Origin of the sequence: Dokdonia sp. PRO95, from assembly GCF_000355805.1 — a bacterium.
Classification (GTDB): Bacteria; Bacteroidota; Bacteroidia; order Flavobacteriales; family Flavobacteriaceae; genus Dokdonia.
Genome location: NZ_CM001837.1, coordinates 2,397,833 through 2,415,999 on the forward strand (window position 1 = coordinate 2,397,833; position 18,167 = coordinate 2,415,999).

Here is an 18,167-nt window from a genome sequence, read left to right on the forward strand (position 1 = left end):
AATGAGCAACATAACAACAAACATAAAAGGCATACGCGATATTATGCGTAAGGACACAGGAGTAGATGGAGATGCACAACGCATCTCGCAAATGGTGTGGATGCTTTTTATGAAGATTTTTGCAGATAAAGAAGAAGAATGGGAAATCACCATAGATGATTACCAATCGCCTATTCCAGAAAACTTAAAATGGCAAAACTGGGCGGCAGACGATGAAGGCCTTACAGGTGATGCCCTTATGGAGTTTATAGAAAACGAGCTGTTTCCTACGTTAAAAGACTTAGACATTACCATAAGCCCACAAGCAAAAATTATACGTGCCGTTTTTGATGATACGTATAACTTTATGAAAAATGGAACGCTCTTCCGTCAGGTAATAAATGTTATCAATGAGATTGATTTCAATAGCACTACAGAGCGTCATCTATTTAATGATATTTACGAGACCATATTAAAAGACCTACAATCTGCTGGTTCTTCTGGTGAGTATTACACGCCTAGAGCCGTGACGCAGTTTATGGTAGATATGATAGACCCACAGTTAGGAGAAAGCGTTTTAGATCCAGCTTGTGGTACTGGAGGCTTCTTAACTTGTACTATTGATGCAGTACGTAGCCAAGTAAAAACACCAAAAGATAGAGACGTACTACAACAGTCCATACGTGGTATAGAAAAGAAACCACTACCGCATTTGCTATGTACCACAAATTTAATGCTACACGGTTTTGACTTGCCGGTAGTGCGCAGAGATAACCTACTCAGTAAACCCTATGCAGATTGGGGTGCGAAAGACAAGCTCGATATCATACTTTCTAATCCTCCTTTTGGTGGAGTAGAAGAAGATGGTACAGAAACCAACTTCCCAAAAAAGTTTAGAACTAAGGAAACGGCAGATTTATTTCTTGCCCTCATCATTAAGCTCTTAAAAGATAAAGGGCGTTGCGCCATTGTATTACCAGATGGCACCTTGTTTGGGGAAGGGATGAAAACACGCCTTAAAGAAGAGCTACTCGATAAATGTAACCTACATACCATAGTTCGCTTACCTAATGGCGTTTTTAACCCATACACAGGTATTAAAACCAACTTGTTGTTTTTTGAAAAAGGTACGCCTACTAAAGAAGTATGGTATTATGAACACCAATACCCAAAAGGTGCCAAAAGCTACAATAAAACCAAACCTATAAATATCAAAGAGTTTGATGTAGAAAAAAAATGGTGGAACAAACGTGTAGAAAATGAATACGCTTGGAAAGTTTCTATAGAAGAGATTAAGAAGCGCGGTTATAATCTTGATATCAAAAACCCACATCAAGAAGCAGATAATTTAGAAAGTCCAGAAGTTATTTTAGAAAAGTATCGAGCTACAGAAACTAAGATTTCTTCCATACAAGACAAAATCATAGACGTATTAACAGAAGCTTTAAAATAGACTCATTGTAAGTACGCTTTCGCGAAAGCAAAAAAATAAAAATTGAATGTCAGCTCGAGCGCAGTCGAGAGCTAAGTCAAGTAATCACTTTCAAGAACAATGACATTTCAATCACAGTCAAGAACAATGTCAGTTCGAGCGCAGTCGAGAACGATTTAGAGTCAAGAACAATTTAATGTCAAGAACAACCTAAGCAAGCCACCTCTTAACCATATGCAACTACTACAACATTTTAAAGAATTAACCCTACGTCCTAAAAACGCGCAAGAATTAAAAGGCTTAATAATTCGCCTCGCATTAAGAGGTAACTTAACTGAAAAATGGAGAAAAGAAAATTTACAGATTCTACACGCTTCTGAATTATTAGAGGATATTCAAGATGAAAAAGCTCAATTAATTGAAAAAAGAAAATTACGTGTAAAAAAAATTAGTGAAATCAAGGTAATTCAAGATATGAAGTATGCTATTCCAAAAAGTTGGGCTTGGTATAATTTCTCAGATGTAGCTTTTTTTCAAGAAGGTCCAGGTATACGTAAATGGCAATATAGAGAAACAGGAGTTAAATTATTGAATGTTAGAAATATCGTAGGAGATAATTTAATTTTAGATAACACTACTTTGCACGTTGAAAGAGAGGAATTTGAACAAAAGTATGAGCATTTTAAAGTTGAAGAAGGAGACCTCTTGTTTGCTAGTTCAGGAGGAAGCTGGGGAAAAAGTGCTTGGTTCACAGATCCTGGTTATGATGTGATGCTTAACACGAGTATGGTAAGAATGTGTTTCTATGGTCACGATTGGTATCCACAATATTTGAAAACTTTTATTTCATCTGGTTTTTTTGTTGACCAAATGTCGGAACAATTAGTAGGTATACAACCTAATTTTGGTTCAACACATTTAAGTCGAATTTATATACCTATTCCACCACTAGAAGAACAAAAAGAAATTGTAAAAGTCGTAGAAACGCTTTTTAAAGAAGTAGAGCAATTAGAGCAATTAACGGTAGCACGTATTGGGTTAAAAGAAGATTACGTAACATCTGCATTACAGCAACTCACCGCCAATAACACAAACCAAGATTGGACTAACCTACAAGACCATTTTAAAAGCTTCTTTAATGAAACCACAAACATTAAAAAGCTAAGAGAAACTATTTTACAATTAGCCGTACAAGGAAAACTCACAGCAGACTGGCGCTCCAGTCATCCTGAGCTTGTCGAAGGAACGCATCACGCAAGTAATCTCTTAAAACGCATCCAAGAAGAGAAAGCACAACTCATTGCAGACAAAAAAATAAAAAAAGTAAAAGCCTTACCACCAATTACAGAAGATGAAATTCCTTATGAGTTACCTGAAGGTTGGGTTTGGTGTAGGTTGAGAGAATCAGGTTTCACCCAAACTGGAAGCACTCCACCAAAAAGGAATCCTGAAAATTATGGTGATTTTATACCATTTATAGGTCCAGCAGATATTTCAAATCATTCAATGGAATATCCAGTTTCAGGTTTATCTGAATTAGGAATTTCAGTTGGTCGATTAATTCCGAAGGATTCAGTTATGATGGTATGCATCGGAGGAAGTATAGGGAAGTGTAATATCAATGATATTGACGTAAGTTGCAATCAGCAAATCAATACTATATCACCAGTTCTAATTCCATCAGTTTATATCAAAGTAATCTGCCAATCACCTTATTTTCAGAAATGTGTAATAGATAAAGCATCGGGTTCGGCAACTCCAATAATTAACAAAGGTAAATGGGAAACATTACCAATCCCACTTCCACCACTAGAAGAACAAAAAGCCATTGTAGAAAAAGTCAATGCTTTAATGGCTTTATGTGATGTGCTAGAGCAAGAAGTACAACAAAGCCAGCAACATAGCGAGATGATGATGCAAAGTGTTTTGAAGGAGGTTTTTGAGGGTGGAAAAGAGGTTGTTGTGGACAAAGAATAAAACTATGAATGGTAAATTTCAGTTTCAAAAAGTAGGTCAAGGTTGTTTTTATACTGGAGAAATAGGTTATAAATATCATAAACCATTTGTGATGGTTTATGATTGTGGATCAGTTACCAAAGGAACATATCTCAACGATGCTATTGATGATTTTAAAAGGGATATTGATAAAATTGATTTACTTATAATATCTCATTTACATAAAGATCATTTCAGCGGTATAAAAAGGTTAATGCAAGGCATGTATGTCAAAACTATTATTTTGCCTTATTTGCCACTGATTAAGAGATTAGCGCTTATAGGAAGTGATAATTCCTATGATCAAGATACTGTTGATTTTTTGAGAGATCCCCATGCTTATTTCCGCTCTTTTGGCTCTGAAATAGGTCAAATTGTATTTATCGAGCCAGATTCAATTAAAAAAAATGATAATAATTTAAATAGGGGAAATAATGATTCTAATTCAGAGAAACAAACTGATTTTGATTCGCTCCAATTTCAAGAAGATTCAGACTTCAAACAAAGAGCCTTAGAAGATGATCCTAGACTAGATAATTATGAAGAAGTTAGCTTTTTACCTTATAATAGTAGATTCACATTGGGCAACTCCATTTGGGAGTTTTTATTCTATCATAGAGAAACTAAGAAATTAACAGATTTAAGTGATTTCGAAAGTGCTATTCGGAATTATATGAGAATGCATAGTTTAAATTTAGTAGACATGTTTGAAGATAAACACAGGAGTGTACTACAAGATTTCTATAAAACTCATATAAATAAAAATCTTAACTATACTTCAATATGTTTGTATCATGGACCTATGGTTAATAAAAGATTTTATCTTTATAGAGGTAGAAATTTTTATGACTTTTTAAATCGTGATAAATCAGGAACAATTTTGACAGGTGATCAGTTCTTAAAGACTAAAATAGATTTTAATTTCTTTTGTGATTATTTTCAAAATAAATTGGAAAAAACTGGAATTTTTCAAGTTCCACATCATGGTTCAGCAGCTAATTGGAATCCTATGTCGAATCGATTGAATACCGCTAATATCCCCTATTATGCAATTAATCATGGTTTTGGCAGGGCGAAACATCCTAGTCGTAACGTATTAAATAATATTAATGCTCATGCTAGAAATTCACTTCTCTTTAATAATGAGTTTTATTATATACGCTATTATATTTAGTACTAAGAATTACTCAATTTATACATGAATACTATGTAGTTCTTTATTATAATAATTTAAATAAAGCATTGAAGATTTGATACAATGAGTGTCAAATGTAATAATATAAAACTATTTGTCGCTTCTACAGTGTATAACTTTCAGAGTGATTTAAACCGTATTTATAATTTATTTGGTGATTGTAATGATACAAAAGCTAAAACAATTGAGGATGTTGTAGAGCAATCTATTAGAGTCGATTCATAAAAGTAGTATTAGAAAAATATAAGATTTTTAATGATTTCAAACGAGAAAATAAATAGGTTAGGGAAGCGCATTAGAGTGAACCAAGGCGAACTTAATAATGATGATTTAAAGGATTTACAGGAGTTTAGAACATCATTTTATGAACCTATGCGTGACACCTTTAATCGTTTAGTTATGATTAAAAGTCAGGTAAGGACTAGTGCAATAGTGGCATTTAGATTAAAGCGAATAAGTACGATAGTGAATAAAGTTTTTAGAGAAAATGGAATGAAACTATCTCGTATGGGCGACATCGCTGGCTTAAGAGTGATATTTGATAGCGATAGAGAAGTTTATAAAGCTCTAGACCTTATTTTAAAAGAGTTTGAGTTATCAGGAAAAATAAGAGATTATATTTCGGATCCTAAGCCCATTGGTTATCGAGGCATTCATATTTATGTTAAAGATAAAGCATCTGGAAAACGCATTGAAATTCAATTACGAACAGTAACCCACCATAATTGGTCCACTTTAGTGGAGATTACAGATTTGTTATACGGAACAAGACTTAAAGAACTAGGTTATAAAAGTGATCCAGAGTTTGCAGAATTCCATTCATTGATGTCAAGTGATAAAGAATTGAGTACAACTGAAGCAGAGTTAATTTATAAGGTTTTAGAGGAACGTAATTTTATTAATAAACTAAGTAAGTTGTTTAGAAAAAACTCATCTAAAGTTCGTGATCAATGGAATAGCAGCAGTAGCAAGAATAAATATTTCTTAATTGAAGCATCAAAAAACACAGTGCCAGTAATAAAAGGATTTAAAATTTACTCTCATGCGGAAGAGGAATATTTCAAACGTTACAAAAGTAATGACAATAAAGAAATAGTTTTAGCCACAATCAATAAACCAACTTTTAATCAATTATCCTTAGCTTATTCAAACTATATACTTTCTTATCATACATTTATTTCCGATGCAGAAAGTATTATTAAAAATTTAGCTATTAGGGCATTAGAGGATAAAAATGTAAAACGTTTTAAGACTGTATTTTGTACTTATGAAACGATACAAACTAATGTTTTTATAGGTATACTTTCTGAAGGATTTAATGTCTTTATGATGAAAAAAGATGGTAAAATCATTTTAGCTCCAGAACGTAAGTTGAGTAAAACAGAAGAGATAAAATTGAAAAGCTCATTAAGTGAAAAAGCGAAAAAAAGGACTCAAGAACATAAAGACTTTATAAATGAATTAGAACTATACATACCTAATGGTTTTATAAAAAAATGGAAGTGTGAAAAGTTTTTAAAGGAACATGGAAAACGAACTTTAAATATTCTAAAAGAACAATCAATCTCAGTAGAAAATCAATCTGATATACAGGCACTTCTATAAATTATTATTGAGTACTTTACTAGATTAAGCCTTTAAGGGTGGGTTATAAGGGATCGCTATTTTATTTAAATGATTGATAAAAATTTAAATCAATTACTTTCTTGATAAAACTACGTATCGGCAATTAGCTAATTTATTTTCAACTTAATAACTTGTGAACGTAATTGTTATGGTACCAAGAAGGTGGTTTTAATCTATAATAAATTGCTTCACAGGTTTCTACTTTGCATCAAATATCATCAATCCTTCGCACCACGCCCTACATACAACTCCATCGCTTTCTTATACTTTATCGCACCTTTCATACTCAGGTCATTAATAAAATTATCTAGCTCAGGGTGATTGCGGGCGGTCCAGGCTACTAGGGAGTCGCGTTCTTGTTGCCACACATCCCAGTTTACATCGATGCAGGTGATTTCTTCTAGCTTAGTGATCTTGCCATCATGTAGGTAAATATTATGACTGCAGGTGAGTGGGTTATTCTTTAAAAATTCAAAACGCAGTGAGCTCACCGCTACCGTTGCGATTACTTGCGCGCTGTCGTTTTCTATGGAAACCACCTCGTAGGAAGGCTTAAATATGGAGTCCCATTTAAAGTGCTCGTAGTAACTCTCTTTATCAAAAGGCATCACATAATCTCCCGCCGTGATGGTGATGCTATCGCTTATCAAGCTGCTTATTTCTTTATAATTCCCTTCGGCAACAGCCTTGTAGTAGGCTGCGACGGTTTCTTGTGAGGTCGCTTCTTTCTGTGTGCATCCCGTGAGTATGCAGAGTAGGGTGAGGAGGAATAGGGTATATTTCATAGCGCGTGGTTAGATGAATACTGCCCTAAATATACCATCTTTTATAGTGCCGTAGCTTGCAAATGAGGTGCTGTTTGTGAGGTGTTTATGGTACGCTTTCGCGAAAGCGTAAAAACTCCACACACCATGAGTCTACAACTATTAAAGACTTGCAAAAAAAAAAGCCTTCACTAGCGTTGGGGGAACTAGGAAGGCTTACAGTTATTGGGCAAATACAAGGTGTTGCTACCTGCTTACCACAATAAGACCTGAATGTTTATTTTCTAAATACTGCACCTCTGTACAGCTATCGTCTGCCTCATCACAAATGTGTATGGGCCTAGATTCACCAAACCCTTTTGCACTCTCAATGCGCGAACTCGTGATACCATTTTTAATCAAATAGTCTCGGGTAGAGATGGCTCTGTTTTCTGATAAGTAAAGCTTTTTGTGGTTTATGAGATTTTTTTTAAAATCTGCTGTGTTGTGGTGATTAAGTGTGTGCGTTTTTGTTCACTGTAGGCATCTGTATGCGCCCTGCCAAAGCTTCCTTTGTCATTATCAAAATAGTCACCGCTATGACTCGCATAACTAGGGTTTGTAGCGAGGTCTTGTAAAATAGTCGCCCCTTTATCTGCTGGTGACCAGTGGTGACCGTAGGCTTCTTTAACCATATTTGTATTAAGTAAAGAACCTGGGTTTACAGGGATAACCGTAAGTGCTGGCTCTTGTATTGCTAGGTCAAAGCTCCACATTAATAAAGCAAGCTTACTCTGTGCGTAGGTCTCTTGCTGGATCTCTTCTTTAGTACCTGCTAGTACGCTATCTATTACAGATGACTGTGCTGCAGAGCTCAAGTTGATAACGCGCGTGCGCTTGCCTTTTTTAAGAAGATCGAGTAGGGAAGTGGTGAGCAGGTAAGGCGCTATATAATTTACCGCCATACGCATATCAAGCCCATCTGCTGTAAACAGCTCGCGGCTTTTAAAAACCCCTGCGTTATTTATGAGTACATCTAGTGTTGTGAGTTTTTCATTTACCTCACTAGCTATAGCACGCACTGCTGCCATACTAGAAAAATCTGCAACAAAACCGTCTATGTGTTCATTGTTAGTTTCGGCTTTTATGGTGGCGATGGTCTCTGCTACTTTTGTAGCATTACGACCGTGTATGTACAAGGTATGTCCCTGTTTGGCTAGCTGTATGGCGGCTAGTTTACCTATGCCGTCAGTACTTCCAGTGATTAATATGGTCTTGCTCATTCCTATATGTTTAAGTTGATGAAAACTGGCACTCGTTGTAGTGCCAGTTCTTTTTATTTTATTCTTTTTCTAAGATAATAATTAACCTACGTTTCTTAAAAAGGTGCAATGGTATCTTTAGGACCATCAGGTAAACTCCATCGCTGGCGAGCGGTTACACTTTCTAAAGCAGCATCTTTAATAGTGTCGCTGTTGCTAATATTTCCGTAGCTGCTTTTACTACCACGTGGTATTTGCATACGATCTCCATATAACCACACTACTAAATTACTACGTTGCCCGCTTGTAATGGGATGCGTTGCGTGTGGCACATTCCCTCTATGGATGATTGCTTTTCCAGGCTCAAAAATAGCTTGCACCGTTTTCCCTGAAGCTTTATCATAAAAATCAACCTCAGATCCTGTAAACTTTTCATCTGGTAAGTTGATATTGATATTCAAGGTAGCTGCAGAGGCATCGGTATGTGCGTGTAAATCCTTGTCTTTATCTGGGTTGTACTGTATTGAAAAACCAAAAGTCTGATTGTCATAACCGTAAGTTCCTAATAACAAACGCGCTATAGGACGCATAAAACGGTCCATCATATCATTATAAAATGCCTGAAAATTAGGTGCTGCCAGATGACCTTCAGAACGAGGGTCTAACATCATTCCATATCGGTTTAATTGTATACCATAAGGTGCACGTTTTGGCACTCCTGAGTTTGCTACAGCTTCTAGATAGTTACGAAAATCTGCTAAACGATCTAGATCAAAAAACTGTGCTACATAAACACCAGGTATAATTTCTTCCCATAAATCGGCAACAGCAGATTCTTTTTCTGGGTTTTCCCAAGCGTCTTTAATGGCTTTACGTAATAGTGGGTCTAGCAAGGTTTCGTCAGGAACTAATAAATCATCTTTGTTTTCTATTTCCCATTCTGCCCAAGCAGCTTCTAGTAGTTTGCGATTTTCGTTCCAAAATTGAGAAACAGATGGATCGCGTCTTAATGATAATTCTCGTGATGGTACTTCTAAAGCACGAGCTTCTGCAAGTGCATTTGTATGTTCTATGGTACTCATAATATTATGTTTTACATATAGCTACTGCTATTATATTTTAAATTTATAACAGAACTACGCAAAAATGGCTGTTGGCTTTGGTAGTTAAAATGTTGGTTATTATGAAGAGCAAAGTTCTGTATTTTCAAACCTTAAACACTTATTTTATAGGTGTTTAAGGTTTAATTGCTTTCCGTAGTAAGCCTATGGATGAGGTCTTAGTTAGTTACAACTACTTTACCTATTGCTTTACCACTCTCTAGTCTTGCATAAGCATCACCTACATTCTCTAGCGCAAATGTGCTGTCTACTAGAGGTACTAGTGCTTTGGCTTGTGCGATGTTGCTTAGCTCTTTTAAAATCGCTCCGTGCTCTTCACGCTTGTAGTTGTGTAACATAGGGATGAGCATAAACACAACGTGTAGTGATAATCCTTTAAAGTGTGCTGGAGTAAGATCTAGGTTGCACATAGATACTGTAGTAGCAATTTGTGCATTAAGTGCTGCTGCCTCAAAAGACTTTGTAAGGTTATCTGCACCTACGGTATCGTAAATAAGGTTAAAACCTGCACCATCTGTATATTTTGCTACATATGATTCAACCGTTTCTTCTTTATAGTTAATTGCCGTTGCTCCATATCCTTCTATAATCTTTTGTTGCTCTGGTCCTCCACAAGTAGCATATACATCTGCCCCAAAGTGAATAGCTAGTTGTACCGCAACGTGGCCTACACCTCCAGAACCTCCGTGTACGAGTACTTTCTGCCCTTTTTTAATCCCTGCGCGTATTAATCCTTCATAAGCAGTAATTGCCACAAGTGGTAGTGATGCTGCCTCAGTCATAGATAAGTTGGCAGCTTTGTGAGCAATAAGTTTACTATCTGCCACGATATATTCGGCTAGCGTACCTTGTAAGTCGGCAAGGCCACCTACACAACCGTATACCTCGTCGCCTACTTTAAAGTCATGTACACCTTCACCTACCGCTTCTATCACTCCTGCAAAGTCCATTCCTAATATAGCTGGTGCTGCTGGTGATAGTGGTAGGTCTGATCCCATCTTGCGTATCATGGTATCTACCGTGTTCACACTAGAGGCTGCAATCTTGATACTCACGTGACCTGGAGTTACTGCTGGTTTTGCTACTTCGCTTGCTGTGAATGCGGCATTCTCACCGTATTCGTTCATAATCATTGCTTTCATATATGCTTTATTTTATAGTTTGTGTTTTTCTTTGATGATACAAAGGTAGTGGGATAGGTCGCTAGTCTATTTGTATATAAAATGGTTAATTAGGTATAAATAGAGGTTATTAAGTGTGTTATGATAATTTTAACGCTATAAAACCCTAAATTTGTCCCTAAATTATACTACTATGCAAGTATTAGAAGCTTATAAACCTTTTGAAATACAAGAAATGGAGTTATCTGAGTGGAAACAACGCCCAGTTAAAAACAACTTTTTTGAACTTGTGCTTATAGAAAGTGGAGAGGGTACGCAGTGTATTAATTACAACCTCTACGATTATAAAAAGGATAGTATCTTTTTACTACCTCCCTTAAAGTGTCACTCTTTTAATATAGAGAAGCGTACAAAATTTGTCTTTTTAAAGTTTACAAATTCGTTTTTTAAAAGCTCTAATAAAATGACGCTCGATAAGTCTGAGTGGTTTAAAGAAGCCGCCTACATCTTATCTAACTATAACCAGCTGCCTGGCGATATCATTAAAAGTGATGCAGATAGGGAGCATCTCAAACAGCTTACGGCAATTATTTTAAGAGAGACTAGAAACTATCGAGAGGTCTCTGTATCGCTTATCTCAAGTCTTATGGTAAGTATCTTAGAAGTGGTTATTAGAAATATAAAAAAGGGGAGTCACTATGAGATTGTAAATACAACAAGTGATGATAGAGCAACAAAAATGCTCACCTACATCAACGAGAACATTGCAAAAAGTGAGTTACTTAAAGTAGATAGACTTGCAGAAACATTTATGATGTCTGCCACCTACGTAAGTGAGTTTTTTAGAAAACAGGTAGGGATGTCCTTGCGTGAGTATATTATGAAAGCCAAACTTAGACTAGTAGAGATACGTCTTCTCAACTCAGATTTTACCCTCACTGAAATCGCAGATGAGCTAGGCTTTACAGATGTAAGTCACCTCTCAAAAACATTTAAACGCTATACAGGTACTTCTGTAAGAGACTTTAAAAACGCAGGGGAGTATATGCTACTTAAAAGAGCCTCTTGTGGTGTGAGTGTTTAAGACTTGCTCGTTTGTTATAACCAATCAAATATTCATGTATGAGTGGCACGCTTTCGCGAAAGCGTGAAAACTCCACACACCATTAGTTTACATTTATAAACAGCTTGCATAAAAATAAGCCTTCACTATAGCTGGGGAACTAGGAAGGCTTACAGTTATTGGGTAAAGAACAAGGTGTTGCTACCTGCTAACCACAATAAAATCTGAACGTCTATTTTCTAAATACTGCACCTCTGTACAGCTATCGTCTGCCTCATCACAAATGTGTATGGGCCTTGACTCACCAAACCCTTTGGCGCTCTCAATGCGCGAACTCGAAATACCATTTTTAATCAAATAGTCTCGGGTAGAAATGGCTCTATTTTCTGATAAGGTCTGGTTATATGACGCTCCACCACGTTGATCTGTGTGGGATTCTATCTTGATGATAAGCGCAGGATATTCGTTCATAATGTCAATAATGCGCTGGAGCTGTTGTGCGGCAAATATGTTGATTGCATAACGGTTAGACTCAAAATTAATAGGGTTGATTTTGATCTTTTCTATCTCACCATCTGTAACAAAAATGTCTGAAAGGTTAGCCAGTTTAAAATCTACAAAGTTAATGAGCCCATTAGGCTCTGTGCCTGTGTTCAAGTCCAGCTCATCTTTTGAGTAGCCTATTTTTGATGCTTTTATATTGTATTTAATATTACAACCCATCTGTAGGGTGTAGGTTCCTGCCGCGTCAGTAAGTGTTTCGGCTACTTGCTTATTACTTGTATCATAAGCGATGATAGTCACTGCTGGTAATGGTGCGCCTGTTTGTGAGTCTGTAACGGTTCCTTCCAGGGTCTGGAAGCACTCACCGCGATCATATACAAAGGAGTAAATGTCATCGTCGCCCTTACCGCCTTCTCTGTTTGAGCTAAAATATCCTTCATTTTTAGTGTTACTCGCCACATAAGCAAAGTCGTCTGCATTGCTGTTGATCCCAAGTCCGAGGTTGCGGGCATTACTATAAATGCCGTCTCTAAGCTGCGCTTTGTAAATATCAAGGCCGCCAAAACCTACGTGACCCTTAGAGGCAAAATAGAGTACTTTGTTTTTTACAAAAGGGAAAAAGTCATCATATGGTGTGTTTACCGCATCACCTAGATTGCGAGGTGTGGAGAGTGAGCCATCTGCTCGTATGTCACACACATAAATATCTGCACGGCCATAACCACCCGGCATGTCTGACACAAAATACAGCTGACTACCATTTGTAGTTACAAAAGGCTGCCCTATGGAATAGCCATTACCATTAATGGGAAGTTCCTCCTTGTCAAATTTGTCCTTATTAATCTGCACGCGGTAAAGCTTAAAGAAGTTTCTCTTTTTTTTTGTATAAATCTTACGAGATCCAGATTGTGCACTTGAAGCATAGACCAGCGTTTGATCATTATTATAAAAAGTAGCCGTGGCGTCGTGATACTGGGTTTCTAGCTCTTCATTAAAAAGCTTAACATTTGAGTAGGTACCAGTACTATCTATGGTGGCTTCATAAAGCGATAGGTAAGGGGTGTTATCTCTTTTGTAAATTTTATTTTCTTCATCATTGCGCGCCGTTGAGAATACCAGTTTATTCTTATACAAGGATCCGCCAAAATCTGCATAGCTAGAGTTAATATCAAGATTTGTAATCTGATAGAGCGTATCATTTGCTAGGATATCATTAAACCTAGACTTTTCTTCATAGTATCTATTGAGCTCTTTGTCTTTTTTGGATAGTTTTAAATAACCAACATAAAAATCATCTGCCGTTTCATACTTTTTTAAGAAGCGTAGTACATCAAAATACTGCCAGATGTGTGCAGGTTCCATCGTGTATCCTAGTGCTTCAAAGGTGTTCTTGTATGCAATCTCTGCACGCTCATAATTCTTAAGGTTATAATGCGTGTCTGCAATATGCTGCCAGGTAGTAGGCGCTATCTTCTCTGAGTCATTGAGGTGCTCATCATAAAGTACTGCAGCATCTGCATACATATGTCTGTCATAAAGCTCATCTGCTTTTTTTAAATCATTCTGTGCATAACTAGAACATACACACATCATGAATAAAATATATAGTGATTTCTTCATAGTGGTTTGATATTAAAAGAATCTAGGTGAGAATGACATTCCCTTTTTCTTAAACAAAGAGAATTTTAAAATAACTTCATGGGTACCATCATTATAATTTGTGAACTCTGTAGTAGCATAATCAAATGAATAGCCTAAAAACAGATTGTCAGAAATTTGAAAACCAGCCAGCGCACTTACCGCAGCATCCACTTGATAACTAGCACCTACGGTGAGCTTGTCATGAAAAAGAAAATTGGCCGAAAGATTATATCGCAACGGACTACCATTTACATAATTTACAAGTGCAGCTGGTTTAAAGCGTATGTTATCACTTAAGCCAAACACATAACCCGCGGTGAGGTACGATTGGCGCTCATCTGCCACGACAGCTTCCTCCACATTATCATAATACTCATCACTAAAAAAGTCAGGTACAGAGACTCCTACATACCAATTGTATTTATACAAAAAGGCACCAGCTCCTAGCGTTGCCAGCAGTCTGTTATCTACATTATTTGTGAGTAGGGGATCGCCTTGGTTTACAAATTCTCCTTTAGAAAAATCTACATTGAGTAACTGAGCACCTGCTTTTATTCCAAATGCGAGGTTGAGATCTCTATCTAACTGAATGTTATAAGAGAAATTCCCATCAAAGTTGAATCTTTCGGCAGGACCATTTACGTCTTTAGTGACATTGACTCCTAGCCCTACGCGCTCCGTGAGCGGAGTTTCAACACTGAGATTATAAGTCTCAGGTGCGCCATCAAAACCAGCCCACTGAGAACGATATATCCCCACCACATTCAACCCTTCTGAAGATCCTGCATATGCTGGATTTATAGCCATGGTATTATACATGTATTGTGTATAGTTAGGTGCTTGTTGCGCATCCATGTGTATGCTTACACAACACATAATAAGTACTAAGTAAATCTTATATATTTTAAACATAGTCGTTGTTTTTAAGTTAGATTGTTAAAGTGCAATGTATACCCATCCCGTAAGCGGCTCACTGCCATCATTTAAGTCTAAGATGTAATAGTAGGTGGATGATGGAAGGCCATCGTTTTCATTTACAGTACCATTAGAAGTAGAAGTTCCTCTCCACACATTTGCATAGCCATCCATTTCATACACCATGTTTCCAGCTCGATTGTAAATTTTTAAGTTGTTTTCTGGATATGATTCAATACAGCGTATGGTAAAGGTGTCATTAAAGCCATCACCATTGGGTGAGAATTCATTAAACACTTTAATACAACTTGGCGTGATATCAACTTCCGATACATTGTTAGTAAGATCACTATCCATAGGACTAGACTGCGTGATGGTCGCGATATTTAAATAATCTCCATCCTCTAGCACTACAGCACTTATCGCTAACTCCACAGTTGCATTAGCCACCACTGAAGGAATAAGCCAAACACCAGTCGCACTATCATAGGCCCCACTATCTGTCACCGCCGATACAAATTGCAATCCAGAAGGTAATAAGTCTTCAATCTCAACATCTGCAAAGTCTGTATCACCTGAATTAGTCACCGCAATGGTATACACAACCTCTGTGTTGAGCTGTGGCAAGGCATTATTTACAGTTTTGAGAATAGTAAGATCAGAACAAGAAGCGACCTCAACGTCTAGCGTAGCTTCTGCGAGAGGCATGCAACTATTACTAGACTCATAATTTACAGCAACAGATTGTTCGCCAAGTTCGTCCCATATCACAGTCACAAAATCATCTGTAAGATTGCCACCAGTGATGATTGTTCCTCCAGAAGAAATGGTCCATAAATAACCACTCATATCTGACTCAGTCTGGTAAGTGATTGCGTTACCCACACAAGTCATGTCAGTACTGCTCGTAATGCTTGCACTAGCGATCTCATCTATCGTAATACTCACCTCTAGACGTGTGCTGCTCTCACAACCATTATTTACAAGAGCTCCGTAATAATTACCAGAAACTAAAAGTGTATCTGCTGGTAATGGACTGCCGCCAGTAGCTTGATTATACCATATCACGTCTGGTTCATTCACTTCAATATCACTTACGGTAGCCAGAGCATCTACACAAAATGACTGCGTGGTAGCTGCAGTAGTAGGCGTAGGCGCACTAATAACAGTGACTGTAATCGCCAGTCTGTTTGCACTCTCTATATCGTTTGTAACAAGTGCCGCATAGTAAATTGTGTTGTCCATCAATGCAGTATCGGTAGCTAAAACTGTTCCACCAGAAGCACTGAAGTACCAATTTACAGTGGTCTCATTTACCTGAATATCTGCAATTGTAGGGTTTTCGCTTTCGCAAAAAAGTTGCTGGTCATTATCTGTCGTTACGATACCAGATTCTATGGTAAGCTCATCTACGGTCATATCTGATGCCAAATTACCTACCAAATCCTCTGCAGTGGCTTGCACATCGTACGTGCCATCTCCAAGTTCATTTTCATCTGGAATCTGTAAGCTCCAAGTATCATCACCATTATCGGTAAGGTTTCCATCACTTTCCATGTAATTGTTTCCATCTACAATGATGGAAAGCATATCATCAGAATCTGCAGTTCCTGTAATCATTGGTGTAGTGTCACTAGTTTCTTGAGGAGTCACCGTAGGTGTAATAGGAACAGTGGTGTCAACCGTCAACTCATTAGTAGTTACATCTGATGCCAAGTTTCCAGTCATATCTTGAGTTGTGGCTTGTACATCATATACACCATCTGCAATGTCATTAGCTCCTGGAATTTGCAAGCTCCATGTATTATCACCATGATCGGTAAGATGTCCATCGTTTTCTACATACGTTGCATTGTCTACAATCACTGTCAGCTCATCTTCCGAATCTGCAGTACCCTCAATAAGTGGGGTCGTATCTGTCGTTATTTGAGAGATTACCGTTGGAATAGTAGGAGTATCGGTATCGATTATCAATTCGTCGGTTGTAATATCAGAAGCAGTATTTCCAACCGTATCTTCGACAGAAACCTCAACATCATAAGTTCCGTCTGGTAGTTCGCTTCCGTCAGGTATTTGTAAAGACCAAGTATCATCTCCGTTGTCTGTAAGATTTCCATCACCTTCGGTGTAGGTTACTCCATTTACAATTACTGTTAGCTCATCGTCAGAATCTGCCGTACCTGTAATTAGCGGTGTAGAGTCATTTGTAGTTTGCGCAGTAACCGTTGGAGTGGTAGGCGCAGTTGCGTCAATGGTTAATTCATCTGTAGTAATATCCGAAGCAGTGTTTCCAACAGTATCTTCCACAGAAGCATCTACATCATAGGTTCCATCTGGAATTTCACTTCCACTAGGTATTTGTAGAGACCAAGTATCATCACCATTGTCGATGAGGTTTCCATCACCCTCGGTGTAGGTGATTTCATTTACAATTACCGTCAGCTGATGATCAGAATCTGCCGTACCAGTAATCAGCGGAGTGCTGTCATTTGTAGTTTGAGGAGTAACTGTTGGAGTAGTTGGGGAAACAGAGTCAATGGTTAATTCATCAGTTGTTGAATCTGAAGCGGTATTTCCAACCGCATCTTCCACCGAAGCGTCTACATCGTACGTTCCATCTGGTAGTTCGCTTCCATCCGGAATTTGTAGAGACCACGTATCATCTCCGTTATCTGTAAGATCCGCTCCAGTTTCCAAATAAGTAACACCATTTACAATTACCGTCAGCTCATCATCAGAATCTGCTGTACCTGTAATCAGCGGAGTGCTGTCATTTGTAGCTTGTCCAGTAACCGTTGGAGTAGTAGGTGCTGCTGCGTCAATTATCAACTCGTCTGTTGTATTATCAGATGCAGTATTCCCAACCATATCTTCCACCGAAGCGTCTACATCATAAGTTCCATCTGGTAGTTCGCTTCCATCAGGTATTTGTAGTGACCAAGTATCATCACCGTTATCTGTAAGATCCGCTCCAGTTTCCAGATAAGTAACTCCATTTACAATTACAGTTAGCTCATTATCAGAATCTGCAGTTCCTGTAATCAGTGGTGTACTGTCGTTTGTAGTTTGAGGATCTACTGTTGGAGTTGTAGGTGCAGTAGCATCAATTACTAATTCATCGGTTGTATTATCAGAAGCAGTATTTCCAACCGTATCTTCTACCGAGGCGTTGACATCATAGGTTCCATCTGGTAGTTCGCTACCATCAGGAATTTGTAAGCTCCAAGTATCATCACCGTTATCTGTAAGATTTGCTCCAGTTTCTAAATAAGTAACTCCATTTACTATTACAGTCAGCTCATCATCAGAATCTGCTGTTCCTGTAATTAGCGGTGTAGAGTCGTTTGTGGTTTGCCCAGTAACTGTTGGAGTACTTGGGGAAATAGAGTCAATGGTTAATTCATCAATTGTATTATCAAAAGCAGTATTTCCAACCGTATCTTCCACCGAAGCGCCTACATCATAAGTTCCATCTGGTAGTTCGCTTCCATCAGGTATTTGTAGTGACCAAGTATCATCACCGTTATCAGTGAGGTTTGTATCACCTTCGGTGTAGGTTATTCCGTTTAC

General features: G+C 37.6%; 12 protein-coding genes. 5 read left to right on the plus strand and 7 right to left on the minus strand.

The genetic code is table 11. The annotated features are described in order from the left end of the window. Position 1 precedes the first annotated feature (1 nt). From D017_RS10890 to D017_RS14995, 4 genes are all read left to right on the plus strand, one after another. Positions 2-1,432: a class I SAM-dependent DNA methyltransferase gene (locus D017_RS10890; RefSeq protein WP_035336515.1), complete on the plus strand. Its 1,431-nt coding sequence runs from the start codon at positions 2-4 to the stop codon at positions 1,430-1,432. 213 nt (positions 1,433-1,645) lie between these two features. Further along, positions 1,646-3,388 carry a restriction endonuclease subunit S gene (locus tag D017_RS10895; protein ID WP_035336516.1) on the plus strand — a complete coding sequence of 581 codons (1,743 nt, stop codon included), beginning with the start codon at positions 1,646-1,648 and terminating at the stop codon, positions 3,386-3,388. Between the two features lie 4 nt (positions 3,389-3,392). After that, complete coding sequence (locus tag D017_RS10900; protein ID WP_035336517.1) at positions 3,393-4,580, plus strand: MBL fold metallo-hydrolase; 1,188 nt, start codon at positions 3,393-3,395, stop codon at positions 4,578-4,580. A 276-nt stretch (positions 4,581-4,856) separates the two neighbouring features. Continuing rightward, entirely contained in the window at positions 4,857-6,206 is a 1,350-nt protein-coding gene (locus D017_RS14995) for a RelA/SpoT domain-containing protein (RefSeq protein ID WP_051583878.1), read from the plus strand. A 239-nt stretch (positions 6,207-6,445) separates the two neighbouring features. Here D017_RS14995 and D017_RS10910 read toward each other — a convergent pair whose 3' ends face one another. The 4 genes from D017_RS10910 to D017_RS10925 all read right to left on the minus strand — a co-directional run bounded on the left by D017_RS10910 (position 6,446) and on the right by D017_RS10925 (position 10,495). After that, complete coding sequence (locus tag D017_RS10910; RefSeq protein WP_035336518.1) at positions 6,446-7,012, minus strand: hypothetical protein; 567 nt, start codon at positions 7,010-7,012, stop codon at positions 6,446-6,448. Positions 7,013-7,446: 434 nt separating this feature from the next. Continuing rightward, positions 7,447-8,253, minus strand: coding sequence for an SDR family NAD(P)-dependent oxidoreductase (locus tag D017_RS10915; protein WP_035336520.1), 807 nt, complete (start codon positions 8,251-8,253; stop codon positions 7,447-7,449). A 95-nt stretch (positions 8,254-8,348) separates the two neighbouring features. Continuing rightward, complete coding sequence (locus tag D017_RS10920) at positions 8,349-9,314, minus strand: 2OG-Fe(II) oxygenase (RefSeq protein WP_035336521.1); 966 nt, start codon at positions 9,312-9,314, stop codon at positions 8,349-8,351. A 197-nt stretch (positions 9,315-9,511) separates the two neighbouring features. Then, the gene (locus tag D017_RS10925; RefSeq protein WP_035336522.1) at positions 9,512-10,495 is read right to left on the minus strand and encodes a zinc-dependent alcohol dehydrogenase family protein; all 984 of its coding nucleotides are present in this window, start codon (positions 10,493-10,495) and stop codon (positions 9,512-9,514) included. A gap of 172 nt (positions 10,496-10,667) precedes the next feature. On the opposite strand from D017_RS10925, the gene D017_RS10930 reads away from it, so the two are divergent. Then, the gene (locus D017_RS10930) at positions 10,668-11,558 is read left to right on the plus strand and encodes an AraC family transcriptional regulator (protein ID WP_035336523.1); all 891 of its coding nucleotides are present in this window, start codon (positions 10,668-10,670) and stop codon (positions 11,556-11,558) included. 180 nt (positions 11,559-11,738) lie between these two features. Here D017_RS10930 and D017_RS10935 read toward each other — a convergent pair whose 3' ends face one another. The 3 genes from D017_RS10935 to D017_RS10945 form a co-directional block, all read right to left on the minus strand. Continuing rightward, positions 11,739-13,661 (minus strand): OmpA family protein, encoded by a 1,923-nt coding sequence (locus tag D017_RS10935; RefSeq protein ID WP_035336524.1) that lies wholly within the window; start codon positions 13,659-13,661, stop codon positions 11,739-11,741. A 12-nt stretch (positions 13,662-13,673) separates the two neighbouring features. Then, on the minus strand, positions 13,674-14,594 hold the full coding sequence (locus D017_RS10940; protein WP_035336525.1) for a type IX secretion system membrane protein PorP/SprF: 921 nt from the start codon (positions 14,592-14,594) through the stop codon (positions 13,674-13,676). Positions 14,595-14,618: 24 nt separating this feature from the next. After that, the coding region (locus tag D017_RS10945) for a T9SS C-terminal target domain-containing protein (protein ID WP_035336526.1) at positions 14,619-18,167 on the minus strand (3,549 nt) is incomplete at its 5' end.